This is a genomic window from Peribacillus acanthi, from assembly GCF_003073175.1.
Classification (GTDB): domain Bacteria; phylum Bacillota; class Bacilli; order Bacillales; family DSM-1321; genus Bacillus_BN; species Bacillus_BN acanthi.
The window spans coordinates 150,796-172,198 of record NZ_QBBX01000009.1 but is presented as its reverse complement, the minus strand read 5'-3'; the positions used below and the strand labels follow the sequence as shown (position 1 = coordinate 172,198).

The 21,403-nt window shown below is 35.5% G+C and carries 17 protein-coding genes and 1 riboswitch; of the genes, 6 read left to right on the top strand and 11 right to left on the bottom strand.

The genetic code is table 11. The annotated features are described in order from the left end of the window. The first annotated feature begins 121 nt into the window (after positions 1 to 121). Positions 122 to 787 carry a C40 family peptidase gene (locus DBX25_RS11390; protein ID WP_108670916.1) on the top strand — a complete coding sequence of 222 codons (666 nt, stop codon included), beginning with the start codon at positions 122 to 124 and terminating at the stop codon, positions 785 to 787. A gap of 151 nt (positions 788 to 938) precedes the next feature. Continuing rightward, the gene (locus DBX25_RS11385) at positions 939 to 1,133 is read left to right on the top strand and encodes a hypothetical protein (protein WP_108670915.1); all 195 of its coding nucleotides are present in this window, start codon (positions 939 to 941) and stop codon (positions 1,131 to 1,133) included. Positions 1,134 to 1,219: 86 nt separating this feature from the next. Here DBX25_RS11385 and DBX25_RS11380 read toward each other — a convergent pair whose 3' ends face one another. Both DBX25_RS11380 and DBX25_RS11375 read right to left on the bottom strand, forming a co-directional pair. Then, positions 1,220 to 2,719 (bottom strand): sodium:solute symporter family protein, encoded by a 1,500-nt coding sequence (locus tag DBX25_RS11380; RefSeq protein WP_108670940.1) that lies wholly within the window; start codon positions 2,717 to 2,719, stop codon positions 1,220 to 1,222. Next, positions 2,719 to 2,922, bottom strand: a complete 204-nt coding sequence (locus DBX25_RS11375) for a DUF3311 domain-containing protein (protein ID WP_108670914.1) — start codon at positions 2,920 to 2,922, stop codon at positions 2,719 to 2,721. The genes DBX25_RS11380 and DBX25_RS11375 overlap by 1 nt, the downstream gene beginning before the upstream one ends. Positions 2,923 to 3,323: 401 nt before the next feature. On the opposite strand from DBX25_RS11375, the gene pepF reads away from it, so the two are divergent. Beyond that, positions 3,324 to 5,138 (top strand): oligoendopeptidase F, encoded by a 1,815-nt coding sequence (gene pepF, locus DBX25_RS11370; protein ID WP_108670913.1) that lies wholly within the window; start codon positions 3,324 to 3,326, stop codon positions 5,136 to 5,138. 85 nt (positions 5,139 to 5,223) lie between these two features. Here the strand turns inward: pepF and DBX25_RS11365 are convergent, their stop codons facing one another. Further along, positions 5,224 to 5,916 (bottom strand): SET domain-containing protein-lysine N-methyltransferase, encoded by a 693-nt coding sequence (locus DBX25_RS11365; protein WP_338066679.1) that lies wholly within the window; start codon positions 5,914 to 5,916, stop codon positions 5,224 to 5,226. Positions 5,917 to 6,186: 270 nt separating this feature from the next. Between DBX25_RS11365 and DBX25_RS11360 the strand changes: the two genes are divergently transcribed. Beyond that, positions 6,187 to 7,353, top strand: a complete 1,167-nt coding sequence (locus tag DBX25_RS11360; protein ID WP_108670912.1) for an MFS transporter — start codon at positions 6,187 to 6,189, stop codon at positions 7,351 to 7,353. Positions 7,354 to 7,417: 64 nt separating this feature from the next. On the opposite strand, the gene DBX25_RS11355 is transcribed toward DBX25_RS11360, so the two are convergent. Then, positions 7,418 to 8,158, bottom strand: a complete 741-nt coding sequence (locus DBX25_RS11355; protein ID WP_108670911.1) for a DsbA family oxidoreductase — start codon at positions 8,156 to 8,158, stop codon at positions 7,418 to 7,420. A gap of 182 nt (positions 8,159 to 8,340) precedes the next feature. Continuing rightward, positions 8,341 to 8,442, top strand: a riboswitch (purine riboswitch). A gap of 87 nt (positions 8,443 to 8,529) precedes the next feature. Between DBX25_RS11355 and ade the strand changes: the two genes are divergently transcribed. Further along, positions 8,530 to 10,269 (top strand): adenine deaminase, encoded by a 1,740-nt coding sequence (gene ade, locus DBX25_RS11350; protein WP_108670910.1) that lies wholly within the window; start codon positions 8,530 to 8,532, stop codon positions 10,267 to 10,269. A gap of 47 nt (positions 10,270 to 10,316) precedes the next feature. Here the strand turns inward: ade and nadE are convergent, their stop codons facing one another. The 7 genes from nadE to DBX25_RS11315 all read right to left on the bottom strand — a co-directional run bounded on the left by nadE (position 10,317) and on the right by DBX25_RS11315 (position 19,989). Continuing rightward, positions 10,317 to 11,138, bottom strand: coding sequence for an ammonia-dependent NAD(+) synthetase (nadE, locus tag DBX25_RS11345; protein ID WP_108670909.1), 822 nt, complete (start codon positions 11,136 to 11,138; stop codon positions 10,317 to 10,319). 128 nt (positions 11,139 to 11,266) lie between these two features. After that, positions 11,267 to 12,472 carry an MFS transporter gene (locus DBX25_RS11340; RefSeq protein ID WP_108670908.1) on the bottom strand — a complete coding sequence of 402 codons (1,206 nt, stop codon included), beginning with the start codon at positions 12,470 to 12,472 and terminating at the stop codon, positions 11,267 to 11,269. A gap of 619 nt (positions 12,473 to 13,091) precedes the next feature. Beyond that, a complete protein-coding gene (locus DBX25_RS11335) occupies positions 13,092 to 13,865 on the bottom strand; it encodes a hypothetical protein (protein ID WP_108670907.1) in 774 nt (257 codons plus the stop codon). Positions 13,866 to 13,955: 90 nt separating this feature from the next. Then, on the bottom strand, positions 13,956 to 16,550 hold the full coding sequence (locus tag DBX25_RS11330) for an S-layer homology domain-containing protein (RefSeq protein ID WP_108670906.1): 2,595 nt from the start codon (positions 16,548 to 16,550) through the stop codon (positions 13,956 to 13,958). 618 nt (positions 16,551 to 17,168) lie between these two features. Further along, positions 17,169 to 17,492: an MGMT family protein gene (locus tag DBX25_RS11325; RefSeq protein ID WP_108670905.1), complete on the bottom strand. Its 324-nt coding sequence runs from the start codon at positions 17,490 to 17,492 to the stop codon at positions 17,169 to 17,171. Positions 17,493 to 17,585: 93 nt separating this feature from the next. Next, positions 17,586 to 19,118 carry a carboxypeptidase M32 gene (locus tag DBX25_RS11320; RefSeq protein WP_108670904.1) on the bottom strand — a complete coding sequence of 511 codons (1,533 nt, stop codon included), beginning with the start codon at positions 19,116 to 19,118 and terminating at the stop codon, positions 17,586 to 17,588. 25 nt (positions 19,119 to 19,143) lie between these two features. Next, the gene (locus DBX25_RS11315; protein WP_108670903.1) at positions 19,144 to 19,989 is read right to left on the bottom strand and encodes an alpha/beta fold hydrolase; all 846 of its coding nucleotides are present in this window, start codon (positions 19,987 to 19,989) and stop codon (positions 19,144 to 19,146) included. Between the two features lie 513 nt (positions 19,990 to 20,502). Between DBX25_RS11315 and DBX25_RS11305 the strand changes: the two genes are divergently transcribed. Continuing rightward, complete coding sequence (locus DBX25_RS11305; RefSeq protein ID WP_240620249.1) at positions 20,503 to 21,273, top strand: L,D-transpeptidase family protein; 771 nt, start codon at positions 20,503 to 20,505, stop codon at positions 21,271 to 21,273. Positions 21,274 to 21,403: the final 130 nt, after the last annotated feature.

Genomic DNA, 21,403 nt, shown 5'->3' with positions numbered 1-21,403 from the left:
GTTTTACCTCCTAAAATTTGTAATATAACTGTAACCGAAATGAGCGTTTATTGTTACATTCTTATCGTAGGATAATAACAAATACATAGAGTAATAGAGTTTTAGGAGGAAACAAATCAACATGAAAAAATGGATTTCATCCGCTGCAGCTACCACTGTCTTAGCATCTACACTTCTTTTTTCACCGACGGGTGCATCTGCCAATATCGGAGACCAAACATTACGACCAACAATGACACATTATGACGTTTTACAGCTTCAAACATTGTTGAAACAAAAAGGATACCTTACATATGGTGGATCTTTAACTAAATATTATGGAACATCTACAACTGGAGCTGTACGGAAGTTTCAAAGCGCAAAGGGTTTGACTGCTGACGGCATTTCTGGCCGAAATACATTCAATAAACTAGGCGTTTATCATGTCAACACTGCTTCCTTAGTTAGCTATGCAAAAAAATTCATAGGAGTTCCTTATAAATGGGGCGGGACAAGCCCATCAGGATTTGACTGCTCTGGCTACATTTACTACGTATTCAAGAACTCACAAGGTGTTGCACTTCCTCGCACAGCTGCTAGTCTTTTCTCAAACGTTGGATTAAAAGTAAGCGCTCCCGTTGTTGGGGATCTTGTATTCTTCCAAACGTATTCAACTGGACCATCACATGTAGGGATTTACTTAGGTAACAACCAGTTCATTAGTGCAACATCTTCAAAAGGAATTAAAATTGACTACATGAATAGCACATATTGGAAACCACGTTACTTAGGAGCTAAAACGTTATAAAAACAGCTAAAAATTTTCAAAAAGCCAACCTAGACACTCAGGGGAAATGAGTTTTAGGTTGGCTTTTTTATTTTTCACCTGAAATATTCTCCTTACTTTCTCAATAACATTAAATTGAGGAAGTGAAAGAAATATGAAGGGAGGAAATCCAATGACTCACTCCTGTCACCAAAAACCGTATAAAACAAAAACGGTCATAAAAAATGGAGTTGGCTTCGGAAGCTGCCTTGCAATGGTTATCTCATACACGGCATATCAATCAATCGGTTGGGCAATCATACACGGCATTTTCAGTTGGTTTTATGTTTTATATTATTGGATTAAATATGCACCGAGTTTTTTCTAAAGTATGCAGTCAATAAAAAAAGGGCTGACTCTTCAATTTTGAGAGTCGCCCTCCATTTGACAAGAACCTTATTGGTAGAAAAAACATTAAGCACTTTTCTTTGAAAGTTTCTCTGATTCTGCTTGCTTCGAAAATAATTGTTCGATGATTGGATTCGTTTTTAGCAATGCCTTCTTTTCGAAAATAGGATTTAGTACAACTAGTACTGCTACGTTTGCAAGTAATCCCCAGAAACCTTCATAAATACCGAATGAACTTCCAGTTGCATACACAGTAAAGGTTACAATTAATCCAACGATTAAACCGATGATTGTAGCCTCTTTCGTTTGTCTTCTCCAGAACAGACTAAAGACAATTGCAGGGAAGATTTGAACCATTCCAGAAACACCTAAAAGCTGAAGAGATACAAGTGCTGTCGGGAATAGCATCCCAAAGATCAATGCTAAACCAATTACGACAAATACCATCGAGCGAGTAATCATTGTTAATTTAGCAGGCTTTACATTGGGATTAATGAAATCACGATAAATATTATTCGCAAAAAGGTTTGAAGCGCCGATCGCCATAATTGAGCAAGGAATAAGTGATGCCAGTGCAATAGTAGAATATGCTAAACCTTGAACAACACCACCGTATGACATTTGAATTAAATGTAATAATGCGAAACGTGGATTGCTTCCTTCTGGCAGTACATGAAAGGCAACAAAACCTAAGAAAATAACAAGAATCAAAACAATATTATAAAGTGGCAAAAAGATTGCATTTTTACGAAGAGCGTCCGCACTTTTAGCAGTAAATACGCCAGTTGCGGCATGGGCCCACATAAATAAAGCCAATCCAGAAACTAATGATGCTGTGACAAACCATGGTATACCTTTTGGACCTGTTGTAGGAATCGTTAAAAGCTGCGGAGAATCTACAACGAGTTTATCCATCATGGATCCCCAACCTCCAAAATGGATGATTGGAAGTGACGCAACAAGGAATAACATAATGACCCATACTAAAATATCTTTAATAATAGCTGTATAGGTAGGTCCTTTTATCCCGCTAAAGAATGTATAAAGCGCTACTAGTAAAAATGATAGGATTACAACAACTTTGACATTGATGTATCCTGTTCCAGCTACTGTTAACGTATCTTGAATCCCAGCTAACTGTAAATCAATATAAGGTATAAGCATTAACACTCCAACAATTGCGATTAATAAAGAAAGTAATTTACTATCAAACCTTTCCTTAGCATAATCAGCAAGCGTTGTTAATTTATGTATTTTAGACACTTTCCATAACTTTGGTAAAAAGAAATAAGAAATAAAAAATGCAATAATTGTATAAGGAATTGAGAAGAAAGCTAGACTCCCAGCTGAATAGGCTGTGCTAGTTAACCCTAAAAATGTATAAGCAGTGTAAAGGTCAGCACCTATTAATAACCAAACTAACAATGCTCCAAATCGTCTTCCACCAACAGACCATTCTTCGACAGAGCTTCTACTCGCTTTATCCCGTCCAGCAATAAATCCGATTAATACAACTGATAAAACTATGAAACTTGTGATTAACAAAGCTGTAAGATTACCTTGCATCATTCAATGCTCCCTTCAGATTTCTGGATTTGATAAATCCCATATGTGCATAGTGGTGTGATAATCATCCCTAAAGCTAGCCAAAAATGTAGGAATGGCAGCCCAAGAATGAAAGGCTCAATTCGATTTACAAAAGGAATTGCAACTAACAAAAGAATAAAAGGTATAACCACTAAAATTCCGATCACGATTTTTTTGCTCACATTTAAAACCTCCTTGTTTTTACAATATACTATTTTAGAATATTAAGAATATATCAATTATTAAAAAATAAAACAAGTAAAATGTTTATAAATGGTAAAATACACATAGAAAAAGCTCATCCATGTATCAATACAAAAGGATGAGCTTTTTCTGTAATATCACTTTACAAATTATTGTAAAATTATGGTTGTACTACTGTCACAGTTTTGGGAGTTGTTGTTACTTTAAACCCTTGTTTGTTTACAACATCCGCTGAAACGAAGTTAATAACAGTTACTGAATATAATATTTTGTGAAATTACCAAAATACTATTATTTTTGTAAATAAATAGTTAAATATATTTGACTAAATTTTCTAACAATATATCATTATACATAGAAAAGTAAGGAGGAGATAAAAATGGTAAAAACGATTGAAAAACGTCTTACACGTACTGAAGTTCCTGTAGAATTAACATGGGACCTCTCTGATTTATTCACTTCTGAGAGTGCATGGGAAGAAGAGATAAGGGAAATAGAAGAAGAGATAAAAAAATTTGATGGCTTTAAAGGAACATTACATACAGGGCCAAAAGCATTGCTTGAGTGTCTAACTGCACAAGAACAACTATCGATGAAACTTATAAAGGTTATGACATTTGCAGGGTTAAAACAATCTACGGATGGAACAGATCCTATTAATCAAGCTAATGCTTCGAAAATCTCCGCTTTGCGTACAAAATCTATGGCAGCTTTGTCTTTCATATCTTCTGAAATCCTTGCATTAGAGGTAGAAACGGTAGAAAAATATCTTAAAGAAGAGGCTGCACTAGAACCATTTAAGAAAAATCTATTAGAGATGCTTGAAACAAAAAAGCATAAACTAAGCCCTGAAACAGAAGAAGTCCTTGCTTCATTGGGTGAGGTTCATGGTTCACCGTATAAAATCTATGAAATGGCAAAGCTAGCAGATATGTCATTTTCACCTATCTTAGATGAAGAAGGAAACGAATTGCCTGTATCCTTTGCGCTTTTTGAAAGCCGCTATGAGTTTTCTCCTGACACAGAAGTTCGTAGAAAAGCCTATAAATCTTTTGTTTCGACATTAAAACAGTATAAAAATACGATCGCAACTACTTACGCTACAGAGGTCACAAAACAGGTAACCCTGTCTCGTTTACGTAAATATGAATCGGTAACACATATGTTATTAGAGCCTCATCAAGTATCATTGGAAATGTACAATAACCAGCTAGATATCATTTTTAAAGAATTAGCACCTCATATGCGTCGTTTCGCCCAATTGAAAAAGAATGTTTTGGGACTCGATCGAATGATGTTTTGCGATTTGAAAGCACCTCTTGATCCAGAATTCAACCCTAAAATTACATACGAAGAAGCTAGTAAACTAATTCACGATTCATTAAAAGTAATGGGGCCTGAGTACAGTGAAATCATTGAAAAGGGATTAAAAGAAAGATGGGTAGATTTAGCAGACAATGTTGGTAAATCAACAGGAGCTTTCTGTTCAAGTCCATATGGCTCCCATCCGTATATCCTTATTACATGGGCAGATAATATGCGTGGATGCTTCACGTTAGCGCATGAATATGGTCATGCAGGTCACTTTTTTTTAGCAAATAAAAATCAAAGAATCATGAATGTTCGACCATCGATGTATTTCATTGAGGCACCATCCACGATGAATGAACTATTATTAGGACAACATTTACTTTCTCAAAATAAAGATAAACAAATGAAACGCTGGGTAATCCTACAATTATTAGGTACTTATTATCACAACTTCGTCACCCATTTGCTTGAAGCTGAGTTTCAGCGTAGAGTATATGCACTTGCAGAAGACGGTAAAGCACTTACAGCTAAAGCATTAACAGAGGTAAAAGAAGCCGTTCTTGTTGAATTCTGGGGAGATACGGTGGAAATTGATGAAGGGGCAGCGCTTACTTGGATGAGACAGCCTCATTATTACATGGGATTATACCCTTACACCTACTCTGCTGGCTTAACTGCCTCTACTGCTGTTGCACAATTAATTCAGGAAGAAGGACAACCAGCTGTAGATCGCTGGCTAGACGTTCTACGTGCAGGTGGAACAATGAAACCGCTTGAGTTATTAAAGCTTGCAGGGGTAGACATGTCGAAGCCAGATCCAATCCAGCAAGCAGTTTCATATGTAGGGTCATTAATCGATGATTTAGAACGCTCATTTCAATAAGGATTATATATAGAATAGGGACCCTTGGCGGTAATTGCCAAGGGTTCTTTTTTTACCAAAATCTCATGAATTGAGAGACATTTTTTCATTTTTTATAATTCCTTCGGTGAAAGTAAATGGATTTTATTGAGTCGAGTAGAATTTGTTCTTTGGCAGCTATTTGCACCTTTTCAATAAATTGGGGTTGAATCAAATGTAATAGTGGTTGCTCAACTTCATTAAAATGCTTTAAAGCACTAATCACCTTACGATCCCATTCCTCCGAGTAATAAAGAAGGTCATCGGGATAAACAATTCTTCGTTCTGTTCCTTCTTCTGGCATAGCTTCAAATGGATAATCTATATTTAATGAGCCATAATCGTCTGTTAATTGCTCTCCAGGAAAAATATCCCTGATAGCCACTTCAAATTCATAGGCAGTCCCTAGACAATTCGCGTGAAAACTGTGGTTTACAAATCTCCCAAGATCCCAACAAAGAATGTATTTGCCCTCTTGATTTCGATACGAGTATTTCTTAAGCACATCCCGATTATAATGATTTAAACCTTCAATATATTCTGGTTCGAGAATTTGATCGAGTTCATCTAAAGCCCAGACTATAGTCCCTTTAGGGATGAACTCAGTTGCAAAAACTCCAAAACCGATTTTATCATTGATATAACGTAATTCCGTATGTGGGTGAATAATACTGAGTATTCCCCTTTGTAAAGTTGGTTTTATCCATAAATTATGCTGGGGACATCCACTTGTTGAAAAAATAATATTAATTCTTTTCAAAAATAATATTACTATTTTTAGTGTCTTAGGGTGATTTACCTGAAAAACCCTTCACTCATATACTTTAAATTGCTAGTTTAATATTTGTAGATAAATTCTAATCCTAACCCTGCGGAGTATAATGAATTAATAAAGAAACGTATCCCATGTTACCTAATTAATTCTTATACAGTTTCTCCTATCCCCTCTAAAACTTGAAAACTATTTCCTCCAAATGCCCATTTTCTCTTATTTAAAATTGATTCATCATTTCGTTAAGGGAGACATGCGATGAAAAAAACTTGGTTATTAGGATTTGGATTTTTCAGTATTAGTTTAGGGTGGTCCTTATATAACGGATTTGTACCATTCTTTCTCAATGATTATCTTACTAGTACAGCTCTTATTGGGTTTCTTATGACCATTGATAATTATATCGCTCTTTTTCTACAGCCCTATATAGGTAACCGAAGTGATCGAACGAATACACGCTATGGTCGAAGAATGCCATATTTGCTATTCGGAATACCAATTGCTGCATTATTTTTTGCTATCATCCCATTCCACAATAGTTTAATTTCTCTAATCATATTGATGATATGTATGAATTTATCCATGGCTATTTTCCGCTCTCCCACTATTGCATTAATGCCAGATATTACACCAGAATCAAGTCGAACAAAAGCGAATGGTGTGATTAATTTCATGGGTGGATGCGGGGCAATATTTGCCTTTAGCATCGGTGCTATTTTATTTAATATTGAAGAATCTCTTCCTTTTTTGGCAGTCTCAGCAGTATTCTTAATTGCTTTATGGGTTATTTACACTAACATTAAAGAAAATCGTGATTGTATTCCCTATAAGTCCGTTTCGCCATCTTCGGAAATAAACTATAGGATGGAATTAAATTCACCAACCCTTTTTCTTTTGGCAGCTATCTTTTTTTGGTTTATTGCTATTCAAGGAATGGAAGCATTATTTACTTTGTATGGAGTAAATGAAATGGGGCTATCTAAAAGTGCATCCGCTTTTTCCTTAGCCTTTTTTTCATTAAGCTTCGTAATATCCTCTATCCCCTGTGGATTATTAGGCGCAAAATTTGGCAAGAAAAAAATAATTATAATCGGAATCATCGGCTTATGTTTTGTTTTTTTAACATTAAGTTGGGTACAATCTGTCTTTTACTTACGTACCATGTTATTAATTGGCGGGATTTTTTGGGCATGTATCAATATCAACGCCTACCCTTTTATTGTGTCTACTGGAAATGAACATAGCTATGGAACACGGACCGGATTATACTATTTGGTTTCTTCATTAGCAGCCATTTTTTCACCACCCATTTTAGGCTTGTTCATTGACATATACGGTTATGGAATTTTATTTTTTGCTGCAGCTGGTAGTATGGTATTAGCGTTAGTTTGTATGTTAATGGTGAATAATTCTGAAACAAAATAAAATGAGGGCAACTCAAAAAATATGAGTCGCCCTCTTTGCAAAGCTATTTTCCTCTTGATATTTACTAATTTTGATCCTCTTCCTTATCTGGAACTACACAGCCCTCATCCGTACAAAACTCACTTCCACCATTTTCAGAGGAAAGCTCTTGAAGTATTGGTTGTGAATTTTCTTCATCCCAAACCTTTTGAAGAGCGCTAATGAAGGTTTCTGTTGGTTGTGCGCCTGAAATGGCATATTTTTGATTAATGATAAAATATGGTACTCCACGAATGCCATATTGCCCAGCAATAGCTTGATCAATTCTCACATCATTAGCAAATTCGCTTTCATTATGGAGTACAGCCAGTGCTGAACTACGTACTAATCCAACAGACTCACAAATATCAAGTAATGTTTCTTGATTGCCAAGATTCTTGGATTCTGTAAAATATGCAGCAAGCAGTTTTTCTGTCAGTTCTTTTTCTTTTCCAACTGTTTTTGCATATTTAGTTAACCGATGTGCATCAAATGTATTGGTTGGCTTCATATTATCAAAATTAAAATCCAAACCAACTGTAGCTGCTTGCTTTTTAAGTCCATCATTAGCTCGCTTGGCATCCTCTACACTCATGCCATACTTCTTTGCAAGAGCCTCATTAATATGGACCTCACTATTCTTTGGCGCATTTGAATCTAACTCAAAGCTCTTAAATTCCACTTCCACGTCTTCTTTGTTTGGAAAATTAGCAAGCGCCATTTCTAAACGACGTTTTCCAATATAACAAAATGGGCAGACAAAATCAGACCATACTTCTATTTTCATGTTGAACACCTCATTTAATCAGCAATTTAGTATATATATTATCATACATCTTTCAAAATCCACTTATTGATGCTCAGCTTACCTGTAATTAAACCCTTTGAAAAAAGCGTATTTAACAACTGTAAAGGAATGACATTGACACATTTGTTTCATGACATATACAATGTGAAATAACATTTTTAAAGCTGAATAAAATTATCACTCGTATAATCTTGGAAATATGGTCCATAAGTTTCTACCAAACTACCGTAAATGGTTTGACTACGAGAGGGATTAGAATAATGTATTTTATTATATAGTCTAATTGTCCTTCTCTATGTCAACCCTAGATATACCTAGGGTTTTATTTTTTATTAGGGAGAGATTAATCCATGGCTATTGATAAAAATCAATTCATTAAACGCATCCATGTTGCCAGTAAAAAGATCCCCGCTGACATTGTCATAAAAAACGGAAGGATTATCGACGTTTTCAATCTTGATATTTTGGACGGTGATATTGCCATTGCCGATGGGATGATTGTGGGGATTGGCAACTTTGAAGGGCTACATATCATTGATGCAAAAAATCGATACATTTCTCCTGGCTTCATTGATGGTCATGTTCATATCGAATCTTCTATGGTTACGCCGACAGAATTTGCAAAAGTCGTCCTCCCTCATGGAGTTACTACCGTCATTACAGACCCTCACGAAATTGCAAATGTTTCTGGTAGTAATGGAATACAGTTTATGATTGAAAATTCCGAGGGCATCCCTTTAGATATATATTTCATGTTACCTTCAAGTGTTCCAGCGACACCATATGAAAATTCAGGTGCGATATTAGAAGCACATGATTTAGAAACTTTTTTCAAATATAAAAGAGTGATTGGACTTGCAGAAGTAATGGATTATCCTTCCTTACAGAATGCTGAGGATTCGATTGTAGATAAGCTGCTTATGACATACAGCAATAGTCAACTGATCGATGGGCATCTAGCTGGATTGAATGCTAATGCAGTCAATATTTATAGGGCTGCGGGGATAAGAACAGACCATGAATGTTACATGGTCGAAGATGCATTAGACCGTTTAAGACGTGGGATGTACCTTTTGATTCGTGAAGGATCCGTTGCAAAAGATTTGCAATCCCTTATTAAAGTTGTTAACTTCCAAAATGCACGCCGCTGTTTATTTTGTACGGATGATAAACATATTGATGATTTAGTGGTGGAAGGAAGCATTGACCATAATGTACGGTTAGCCATAAATAATGGTATTGACCCTTTTTTAGCCATTCAAATGGCTTCATTGAATGCTGCTGAATGCTATGGGCTTAACCAAAAAGGCGCTATCGCACCTGGTTATGAGGCTGATTTATTATTTTTGGATGATTTGAAAGATGTTCAAATATCTGAAGTATATAAATCGGGCAAACTGGTAGCAGCTAAAGGGAAATACGTGGGAGAATCAATTGTCAAGCAAGAACCAACAGCAGAATTAACGAATACAATCCATTTTCCAGGAATTTCAGAATTAAATCTTCAAATTCCCATAGGTGAAAGCAGCAGAGCCAATGTGATTGGAATCACCCCCAATCAACTCACAACAAAAAAATTGAATGAATCCGTTACTACAGAATATGGGTGCTTTAAACCATCTATAGAACATGATCAACTAAAGCTTGTTGTCGTTGAAAGACATAAAAACACAGGCAACATAGGACTCGGAATTGTAAAGGGGTTCGGAATGAAAGATGGAGCAATTGCCACTACAATTGCACATGATTCACACAACTTAGTTTGCACAGGCACAAATGATGGCGATATCATTTCAGCTGTAAATGCATTAAAGAAAATGAATGGTGGGCTAGTAGTAGTAAAACAAGGCGAAGTCATTGCATCCCTTCCCTTAACTATTGCCGGGTTGATTTCTAACCAGGATTATTCAATCGTTCACACCGAATTAAAAAATATTAAAAATGCATTAACGAAGTTAGATTTCCATGGGAATTCCAATCCATTTTTAACCCTCTCATTTCTTACGTTGCCTGTTATTCCATCCTTAAAATTAACAGACTTAGGGTTATTTGATTTTGAGAATTTTAGACATATTGAGGTAGGATTGTAGAGCCTAAAAAAGGGTGTGACTCAGACTTTGAGCCATACCCTTATCATTTATTTCCACCAAGTATCAAACATCGTTGCTGGCATTTGCCGTTTATGCTCAGACATTAAGTAACGTTTCTCAATTTTCTCTGCTGCTTCAGGAGAGACTGATTTTCCTTCTAAATAATCATCCAATTCTTCATAAGAAATGCCTAGTTCGGTTTCATCTGCTTGTCCAGGTTTTTGATCAAGTAAATCGGCAGTTGGTGTTTTCAAATAAAGACGTTCTTCTGCTCCAAGTTCTTTTAACAATGCTCGCCCCTGTCTTTTGTTCAGACCAGAAAGAGGTAGTATATCAGCACCACCGTCACCATATTTCGTATAAAAACCTGTAACTGCTTCCGCCGCATGATCCGTTCCAATGACTAAATATCCCTCCTGACCGCCGATAGCATACTGAGCAATCATTCGCATACGCGCTTTTACATTTCCTTTTTGGAAGTCCTTCAATGGTTCACCAGAAGTCATGCTATCGAATTCTTCTTTAACTGAATCCACTGCATTTTTAATATTAAACATATACTCTTTATCCGCGCGAATAAATTCCAATGACTTTTGAGCATCCTCTTCATCCTGCTGCACACCATAAGGAAGGCGAACGGCAGTGAATATTGCACCATAACCCTCGTTTCTTAATTCTTCTACCGCTAACTGTGCTAATCTCCCAGCTAATGTAGAATCCTGGCCGCCACTAATTCCGAGTACATATCCTTTTGCATTAGAGCTCTTTAAGTACTCCTTTAGAAAATCAATTCTCTTTTTAATTTCTTCTTTAGGATTGATTTCAGGTTTCACATTCAAATCAGCTATGATTTTCCCTTGAATACTCATGAAGCAAACACCTCTTCCTTGTTATTGAAATGATTTATTTTAAATTATAGGCTTCCCTTTCCTGATAGACAAATAAATGGATAAAAAAATAAATAACCTAGCAAATATCTAGGTTATTTATTTTGAAATTAGTCCAATTCCATTTGTTTTGTTTCCTTGCCTAATACGAATACAGCAAGTGCGCCAATTAAAATTGAAATGGTGAAAATGGTGAAAATGGAAGTGATAGAGATTTCTTGAGCCACAAAATAACCAACCAGAAGTGGTCCCAACACCCCTCCAATCCTACCAAAGGATGCCGCCATTCCCGCCCCTGTTCCTCGAATCGCAGTTGGGTATTGTTCTGGGGTATAGGCGTAAAGCGCACCCCATGCACCAAGATTAAAGAAGGAGAGGAAAATCCCTGAAGTTAATAGTAGTGTAAGTGATTCTGCAGATCCAAAGAAATATGCACTTACCGCAGTTCCAAATAAATACGTTATTAAAACAAATTTTCTACCCATGCGTTCGATAAACCACGCAGCAGTAAAATATCCTGGCAATTGCGCAAGCGTCATAATCAGTACGTATTGGAAGCTCTTAATCATGCTAAAGCCTTTCATCACCATTACACTTGGTAACCATAAAAACATGCCATAGTAAGAGAACACTACACAAAACCAAAGTATCCAAAGCATCGTCGTTTGACGAACATGTTCTTTTGACCACACACTTCTAATATTTTGGATAATCGAAGGTTTTTCTTTTTTCTTAACAGCTTCAAATTTAGGTGAATCCGGTAAATTCAAACGAAGATATAGCGCATAAAACGCAGGTAATGCACTAATTAACAATGCTGCCTGCCAACCAAATTTAGGAATGACAAAGAATGAAATTATAGCAGCAATTAACCAACCACCGGCCCAAAAACTTTCTAGTAGAACAACTACTTTGCCGCGTTTTTCCACTGGTACACTTTCCGATACAAGAGTTGATGCTACGGGTAGTTCGCCACCTAGACCCATTCCTATGATAAACCTTAATACCAAGAATGCAGCTAAAGTTGTCGTAAATGCAGATAGCCCACTTCCGATTGAAAACAAGAGCAACGTAATGATAAAAACCCACTTACGGCCAATTCTATCCGCCATCAATCCAAAAATCAGGGCTCCTACAGCCATCCCAATCGAATTGATGCTTCCAATCCAACCCATTTGCTGGACAGATAAACCCCAATCTTTTTGTAATGCCGCGATGATAAAAGAAAGCATTCCTACGTCCATCGCATCAAACATCCATCCTAGACCAGCTATCCCCAATAATTTTTTATTAGAAATTTCTTTCTTATTTTTCATCTTTTTCTCCTTAACTAATCGAACTAAATTTAACCATTTTATGCCCAAAAATTAAGTTTTTATTCATGGTCCAACAGTATATTAACACTTGTCTTTACAGTTGTCATTAAATATTAACAAACTCGTTATCCTAGTTCCAAACACATCAAAATATGCCTAGAGTTATATTTTTATATTATTTTATATGTATATTAGTGTAATAGTGAACTTTTCGGTCTCAAACGACTCAATTCTAAAAAATCAAATCTATAAATTTTAGATTATTATAGTAAAAAAGACCTACTAGGAGTGAGTCAAATACTAGAAGAAGTCATTTACAACGGAATTCCTTATTTTGTGATTTATAAATATGAAACAGGTTTCTGGGAAATTCGCCAGAAATATAATGAATTTAAAGTGATTTTGGTTCACAAATCAGAATTAGAGCAAGCAAAATAAATATCCATTTGTTAGAAAACTTGGCTAGCGTCAAACCTAATCACCATCGCATGCCTAGTGGCAATTTTACTTTTATCTTAACATTGCTACTACATCGGCTTATTTCTTTGTTGCCTACAAAAAATGCAGTGAGTTACTTTAAACCCACTGCATTTTGCTAAATCCTATATTCCTAAATGAATTAATCGGCAATGAAATTTGCATTAATTTTATCAATGCCTATCGTCGTTGAATTTGCGGAATTAATAACCAATCTTTCATTTAGAGTATTTATTATAGTCTTCAGATTGGAAATTGTTCTAATATTTCTTCGATCTGACTTTAGAAATAAAATTAGAATTTTTTCTTTATTTTCAAAGTCAAACTGATTAAATTCTTCTAAATTGAAAGATTCGAATTCTTTCATTAACTCTTCTATATTAGTTGAAGTTGATATAATTTCTAATTTAATTTGAAATTCATGAATAAGCTTATCTATGTCATTATACAAATCTGTTTTGTTTTCATAGAATTTATTTTGGCTAAGTAGTTGTTGTACAATTTCTAATCTAGCTTTTTTACCTATATTTATAAAATCAACATGATTATTAAGAATCATGGACTGTTCAATTTTCATAACATCTTTATCAATATTCACTAAATCTAGGATGTCTTGTTCAATATTTGTCATTGGAATTTGCGTTTTTGAATCTATTCTTTTTGTAAGTTCTCTTAAACGGAATTCACTATCGAACCTCTGATCCGAGTTTGGAGGTAATTGGTTGATGAGTGGTGATAGATTATCCAAAAAAGACGGGTGAATGTAATCGGCTTTTTCTAATTCACTTAGTTGTCTTTCAATCTTCTCGAACAACAATTCAAAATTATAAGCCTCAGTAGACGAGAACTGTATGTCTTCTATTTCAGTTGTAATTTTATTTAGTTCATGTACAGTAACTGCTAATGATGATTTCATAGGAAGCCTCCTATAACAAAATTAATAATTCTAATGAAAAGCCAATCACAAATAGTGTGATTGGCTTTCATTAAAAACTTGCAATAATTCTTACAAACCAGCAGCTTGTTTAACAGCTGAAATTGTAGTGAATTGTGAAGCTGGATTTTGAGCTTTTAACTCAGTTAACTTGTTTAATACCACTTCAGCCTTCTCAATTTTTTGAGCTTGAGTTAAGGCTTTGAATTCTGGGAATACTGCGTTATCTAAAGCTGTTACCATTCCAGTAATAGAAGTAGCGGCATTTACACCAGTTAGGAAGCTGTTCATGTTTCCAATTTGTGTTGAGATTTCAGTAGTAACTGCTGCTGTATTAGCAAAAGCTTTTGTTTCAAGAGCATTTTTAGCAACTAGTACTAACTGAGAAACTTCTAATTTACTAGCAGATGAAAGGTTAATAAATGCAGTTGCTTCTTGAGCTACAGCAACATCAGTTAATGCCGTTCTCATATCTGCAGCAGTTGTAGCAGCATTTACAGCTGCCAATCTAACAATTGCACCTTTGCCAGCGTTAACAGTTTTAACGATTTCTTGGATTGCTGCAGCTTTTTCAGCATCTGTTCCAGCAATTGTTCCATTTGGAACTGGAGGAGTAGAATTATCAACAGATGCTAAATCTGCTTTAATAGAAGCAATGTATTGTTCAACTAATTCCGCATCAATCGTAGCGCTATCCATGCTAGTTGTTACTTCAGAAAGACGAACTAGACTAGCTAATGCAGCTGTACGATCTGCTTCTTTAGTAGCATCATAAGTTTTAAAGTTTGTTTCGATGTTTGTAACTGCAGAAGTAAGTGCTACAGTGTTACCTGCATCAATAACATTAGATTGAACGTTAGCTTTAGTTTTGATTTCAACGTTTGCATCAACTTTAGCTTTATATTCAGTAATAGCTTTTGCATTTACATTTGTTAAAGCTAAGTCTTTATTTTGAAGAGCTGTAAGTAATTGTGCTTCAGTTGTTGCAGCGTCAACAGCGATTAAAGCTGTAACTACAGTCAATTTTGCTTGAAGACCTTCTTTAACAGTGTTTGGATCTAAGTTTTCAAGTGCATTTACTAATGCTGTTGCAGCAGAAACACTAGCAGTTGTAAGTGCTGTTTCAGCAGCAGCTACCGCTTCTTGTGCAGCAGTTAAGTTAACTGCATCAATATCAGCTTGAATTGCTGCAACTGTCTTGTCTGCTCCTGTAATAGCAACATCATATCTAGCGATTAAGTCCGCATTTACGCGCTTGAATGCTGAATTTTTTAATGCATCTAATAATTGAATTTGGTTAGTTGCAGCTAATACTGGAGCAACAACTTTCAAATCATTAAGCTCAGACTGGAAGTCAGCCTTCACAGTTACTTTAACTTCTAATGCATCCGCAACATCTTTTGTAATTTCAGTTGGAAGTGCGTCAATTGCTTTTTGAGCATCTTCAAATTGTTTTGCAGTTGCTGTTGCTGGGTTTTCTTTAACAACTTTTAATGCATCTTCAGCATCCGTTACTAGCTTAGTCATTTCTGCATTAATCTTAGTTGCATTTACAACATTGATTTTTGCTTGAATACCAGAGATTGTTGTAAAGTTTCTATCTTTTAATGCTGTTTCATATTCAGTAATATAGTCTGCTTTAACGTTTACAAAAGGTTTAACATTTAATGCATTGAATAATTTAACTTGAGTGTCTGCATTGTTAACTGCTGCGACAATTGCGTTAATTTGAGTTTGAACTGCAACAATTTTAGCTTGTAGCAAAGTCTTTTCATTTGAAGCAGTAAGTGCAGTTACAAGGTCGTTTGCAGCAGCAAGGTCAGCTTCTAGTAAGCTTCCTTCTGCTTTAGCAACTGCATCAGTAGCTAGTTTTAAAGCATATGCTGCAGCGTCAAAGTTAACAGTTGTAGTAAACTCTTTACCTTCAAACGTAAAATTTACTTCGTTGTCACCTGCTACTAATGCTTTTTCTAGATTGATTTCAGCAGTTTTTCCATCTGAAAATTTCACTGAAATTTTAGTTGGTTCAACTACATCTACACTTGAAATCTCTACAACTACAGGTGGTGCTTCAACTTGGAAAGCTTTGAATAAGAAAATTGCATAGTCTCCACGTTTTGCTGGGTTAGCAACTCCAAATTGAGTTTCAGAAACACCATTTGTAACGTTGTTTGCAACTAGAGCTTTTACAGCTTCTGCATAACGATCGTTAACATCTGTAAATTTAAGTTCGCCTTCACCTTTAAGATCAAAACCTTTTTGGATCCAGATTGCTAATTCACCACGAGTGATTTTGCTGTTAGCGTCGAAGCTAGTAGCAGTTTTTCCGTTTGTGATTCCAGCAGCTTTAATAGCATTAACATACTTTTCTGCACGAGCTGGAACATCCGTGAATCCAGATGCAGGTGCTGCTTCGATATCAAGTCCTAATACTTTTGCGATCATAACTGCTGCATCAACACGTTTGATGTCATCGCTAGTTCCAAAAGAAGTACCTGTTAAACCGTTTACCCCTTTAGATACTACGAAATCTACTGCTTCTTTATATTTAGGTGCAACATCCGTGAAAGAAGCTGCGTTTACGATTGGAGCGATTGCAGTTGCAACTAAAGTTGCAGTTGCAGCTGTTGCTACAAATTTACGATAAGCTTTTGGTTGGTATGACATTGTGTAATTTCCTCCCGATATGTAAATATATTTGACTCGAAATTGTCGAGGTTGAATAAATGGTTTAACTATCTATTAGATGATGAATCTTCCATAAATAGATATATTAAACTCGTAATTTATACTATCAAAACTAGATTATTCTTTCATTGGTATATCGTGGTAGCAGATATTAATCTTGGAAAAAACAATTTACAGTTTGCGGTTTAATAGCTATTTATTGGGCTTTCAACCCATAATATACCCTGGTTACTAAAAATTACTAATTTTATATTGATAGTTTACTATTAATATAAGTTGGGTTAGAAAACTTGAATAGCACCAAGTCTAAGCGCAGGGAATTTCATAGTTACACTCATACATAAATCTTTAAATTGGCCAATACGTCACCTATTTCATTGTTGCCCATGCTTACTCTTAAAGTATAAAAAAGCCATTCGATCGTTTATTACTTTCGAATGGCTTTTTTGATTATTTATATTTACGGTTATTTACTCCCTATCTTCAATAAATCTAACACTCTTATTCCCTATTGCATCCAATAAAACAACTTTTCTCAAGCCAATAAAAACTAGTTCCCCGATACACTAGAACTGAAATTATTTCCGAGGAAGAAGTTTACTGAAATGAAGGATGCTCAGGGACATATTGATATTTCTCTAGTTTAAGAGAGGATTCACCACTGAACTTGATTCCTTCATTCTGTAGCGTCGATTTCTGATAAAAGAACGCTTCTTCATTTTGAATCCCGATTTCACCTTTTGAATTGATCACTCTATGCCAGGGGAGGTTGTATTTATCGCTCATTGAATGTAGAATTCGGACCACCTGCCTAGCTCCTCTAGGACTGCCGGCAAGTCTAGCAATTTGCCCATATGTCATGACTCTCCCAGATGGTATTTGTTGAATGATAGTAATAACTCTTTCTGTAAAGCTTTCCAAGATATTCACTTCCTTATTTACTAAATAACGCCGTATAAGAAAAATAATAGCGTACCCTTAATCTAGTAAGCTAGCAAGGGCACGCTTTTTTATTTACAGATTATATACTTTACTATACTTATTCTCTAAATATTCAACAAGAAATTCCGCATTTAGTTCTTCACCTGTTATTTTAACTATTAGTTCATTAGGAGAATGTAATCTTCCATGTTGATGAATTTTCTCTTTTAACCAGCTTTGGATTTTTGTGAAATCCCCTTTCTCGATATTCATATAAAAATCTGGGATTTCCTTTTGAATGGTATTTAAAATTTGTGCTGCATATAGGTTACCTAACGAGTAGGATGGGAAATATCCAAACCCTCCAAATGACCAATGTACATCTTGTAGAACTCCATTAGAGTCTGTTTCAGGAGTTATACCAAGATATTCCTCCATTTTATTGTTCCAAATCACAGGTAGGTCCTTGACTTCAATTTCCCCACCAAACAATGCTTTTTCAATTTCATATCGAATCATGATGTGCAGGTTGTAGGTTAATTCATCTGCTTCTACCCGTATAAAGGAAGGGGCTACCTTATTGATTGCACGGTAAAAATCCTCAAGTTTCACATTAGCTAATTGATCTGGAAAGTAACTTTGCAGCCTTGGATAGAAATAAGTCCAAAATTCTTCACTGCGACCCACCATGTTTTCAAGGAAACGTGATTGAGACTCATGTATGCCGAAAGAAGCTCCACTTTGTAGAACTGTCCCTTCAAAATCCGGGTTCACATTCTGCTCATAAATTCCATGACCAGCTTCATGAATAGTGCCAAATAATGCAGAACGAACATTGTTTTCTAAATAACGAGTTGTAATCCTAACGTCTCCTGTATTGATTGTTTGTGCAAATGGATGTACCGTTTCATCCAGCCGACCTGCTTCCATATCAAAACCAATAATCGGTAAAATATATTGATTAAATTCCTTTTGTTTTCCTACATCATATAATTGTTCAAAAATCTCGTCAGGTGTTTGGTATGGCGAATTTCGAATTCTTTTTAACAGCGCTACGCTAGTTTCTCTAAGTTTTGCAAATAACGGATCTAGTTTCTCAACTGTTAGACCTGGTTCATATTCATTTAATAATGCGTCATAAGGATGTTTTTCGTATCCAAATATTTCTATGAACTTTTTATTGAATTCCACAATCTTTTCTAAGAAAGGTAGGAAGTGATTAAAGTCATTATTTGCTCTTGCTTCCTCCCATGCATCATTTGCAAGAGATGTTAATACAGCATATTCTTTAAATTGGTCAGCAGGAATATTTTTTGCCCTGTCATAGACATTCTTTCGTTCTCTTACTTGAGCCTTGGATACCACGTCAAGAACCTCTTCAGCTTGAGGCGATGTAAGAATAGTTAACAGTTCACCCATTTCATCAGAAACCGTCAGTTTAAACTCTTCTGTACGGAGCGTTCCACTAGCTTTTGCAAAGAGGCCTCTCCCCTTTTTAGGTGCCATGACTTTTTGATCCCAGCCGATTAAACCCGAAATGCTTGAAAAATGACTGATTTTCTCATCAAGAGCTTTAAATTTCTCCAACGCTGTAGCAATTGTTTGATCGATTACTTTTGCTTCCATTCCAATACCTCCAAGAATTGATAGTTTATTTAAAAAATTCTTTTATAATTTTCATTAATTCATTTGGTTTCTCTACCACTGACCAATGTCCACATTCAGAAATCACTGCTAGTTGAGCTTGAGTGATATAGTCGCATAATCCTTCTTTAAGCTTTTCCGGGCGTTTAATGTCATGCTCCCCTTGTGCAATGAGAATAGGGATATCGCGCAAAAGGTGTATTTTATCCGTTAAATCATAATTCTGGATGATATCTTGGCCAAGATGTTTATTTACGTCAGCGTTGCTTTTCGTAGGAGTCTTCCAATTAAGTGCTTCGTGATTATAGACATAATATTTATCTATAATTTTGAAAATCTCTTTTACGTCAACCTCTCCTTTATTGAGGGCTGTCACGAGCTCATTGATTTTAACCTTTTCTTCAGAAGTTAGTCTGTTTTCTAATTCAGATCCAAAACTTAAATAGTCATCAGCCTTAAGACCAACTGCAGCAGTTAAAAATATCTTATTGACTTTATCAGGATATTTACACCCATAAAGCAAAGCAAGCATGGATCCCCACGACTCACCTATAAGATTCAGTTTCGTTATTCCAAATTTAGAACGAAGGCCTTCTAGTGTCTCTACTTCCTCCTCCATCGTATAACTTTCTTTATTAGAGGATTCTTTAGAATTTCCACAGCCTCTCTGATCATAAAATACTAATTGATAATGTTCTGAAAGAGGCTCTAAATGTGGCAAGAAATAACGATGTTCTCCTCCAGGTCCTCCGTGCAGAAACACTAATGGTTCACCATGACCAAGAATTTTTACATAAATCTCCTCGCCCCTAACATTCAAATACCTTTCATCCACTAAAGGCACATTATTCACTTAATCACCCCTTTAAAATGACTATGTAGTTTATTTAATTAAAACATAATATTTCCATTCTTTCAAATTATTATTTAAATTTTCTAAATTATCAATCCGTGATACATCTTAACTATTAATAGTGGTTTATTAGAAACTGACCAGTCAGTCTTTAAACTATACAGCATATGCCCTTCTAATATATTTGTTATCTCATCAAAAATTCCTCTTTCTACCAAATTACAAAAAGACAAAGAAAAAGACGCCTGTATACACAGACGTCTTTTTGCGTAAATTTGCGGCGAAGTACCGTACGGCCACATCCATACGTGCATTATGCATGTACTCCGGCTTATGCAAATCAGCTCATCGCTCATTAACTATAACATAATAATTCTATAAAAGAAACTTGTATTTTATAGGAAATTGTAATCAAACATGTAATATCTTGTAATATAATTGTAAATTTTCCTCCGTTTGCTTCATAGAGTAAAAAAGACAACAAGAATCAAATCAAAAATGGAGGGAAAAGGTGTGTCTAAAAAATGGCTAGTAGCCTTCGTAATCCTTTGTTTAGCATGGGGGTTACCTGCTTCATTCTCACAAGCAGCTTCTAACCCAGTCAATCAACTGATTATCATAAATAAGCAACCCAATTTACTTGCTTATTACGAAAATGGGAAGCTAAGTAAAACATTTAAAGTAGCAACAGGAAAAAAGCCATCCTACACCCCTGAAGGGCGCTTTAAGATTGTAAATAAAATAAAGAACCGACCCTATTATAAAGAAAAAATACCGGGAGGAGATCCGAGGAATCCTTTAGGTAAACGATGGCTTGGAATTAATGCAAGAGGAACGTGGGGAACCACTTATGCTATACACGGTAATAATAATTCTGCATCTATCGGAAAATTTGTAAGTGCTGGATGTATCAGGATGTATAACAATAACATAGAATGGTTATTTAATCGTATAAAAACAAATACACCTGTCATTATTACTACTTCAAAAAATAGTTTTCAAACAATAGCAGCAACTAATGGCTATAAAGTGGATGGATTAACATCCCTTCCAGTTGACGTTGTTCCGACTAAACAAGCAATCACATTAAAGATTGGTAGTAAAGGATCCGCTGTAAAATCTCTGCAAGCAAGGCTTACAGTACTAGGCTATGAAATCAATCGGATTGATAGTATTTTCGGAAAGGAAACCTTGAGTGCGGTTAAGCAATTTCAAAAAGCAAACTCCTTGAAGGTAGATGGCATTGCGGGGCCTGCTACTCAAATAGCTCTATTCAACAAATAGATTCCACACCATGATGCAATTTCCATGGTGTATTTTTTTATCTTTTTAGTTTCATTGCAACTATTATAGTGAAAATACTATTAGCTTTAGTATTTAAAAATAGTTGCATGGACTGGAGCGGAAATTTTTT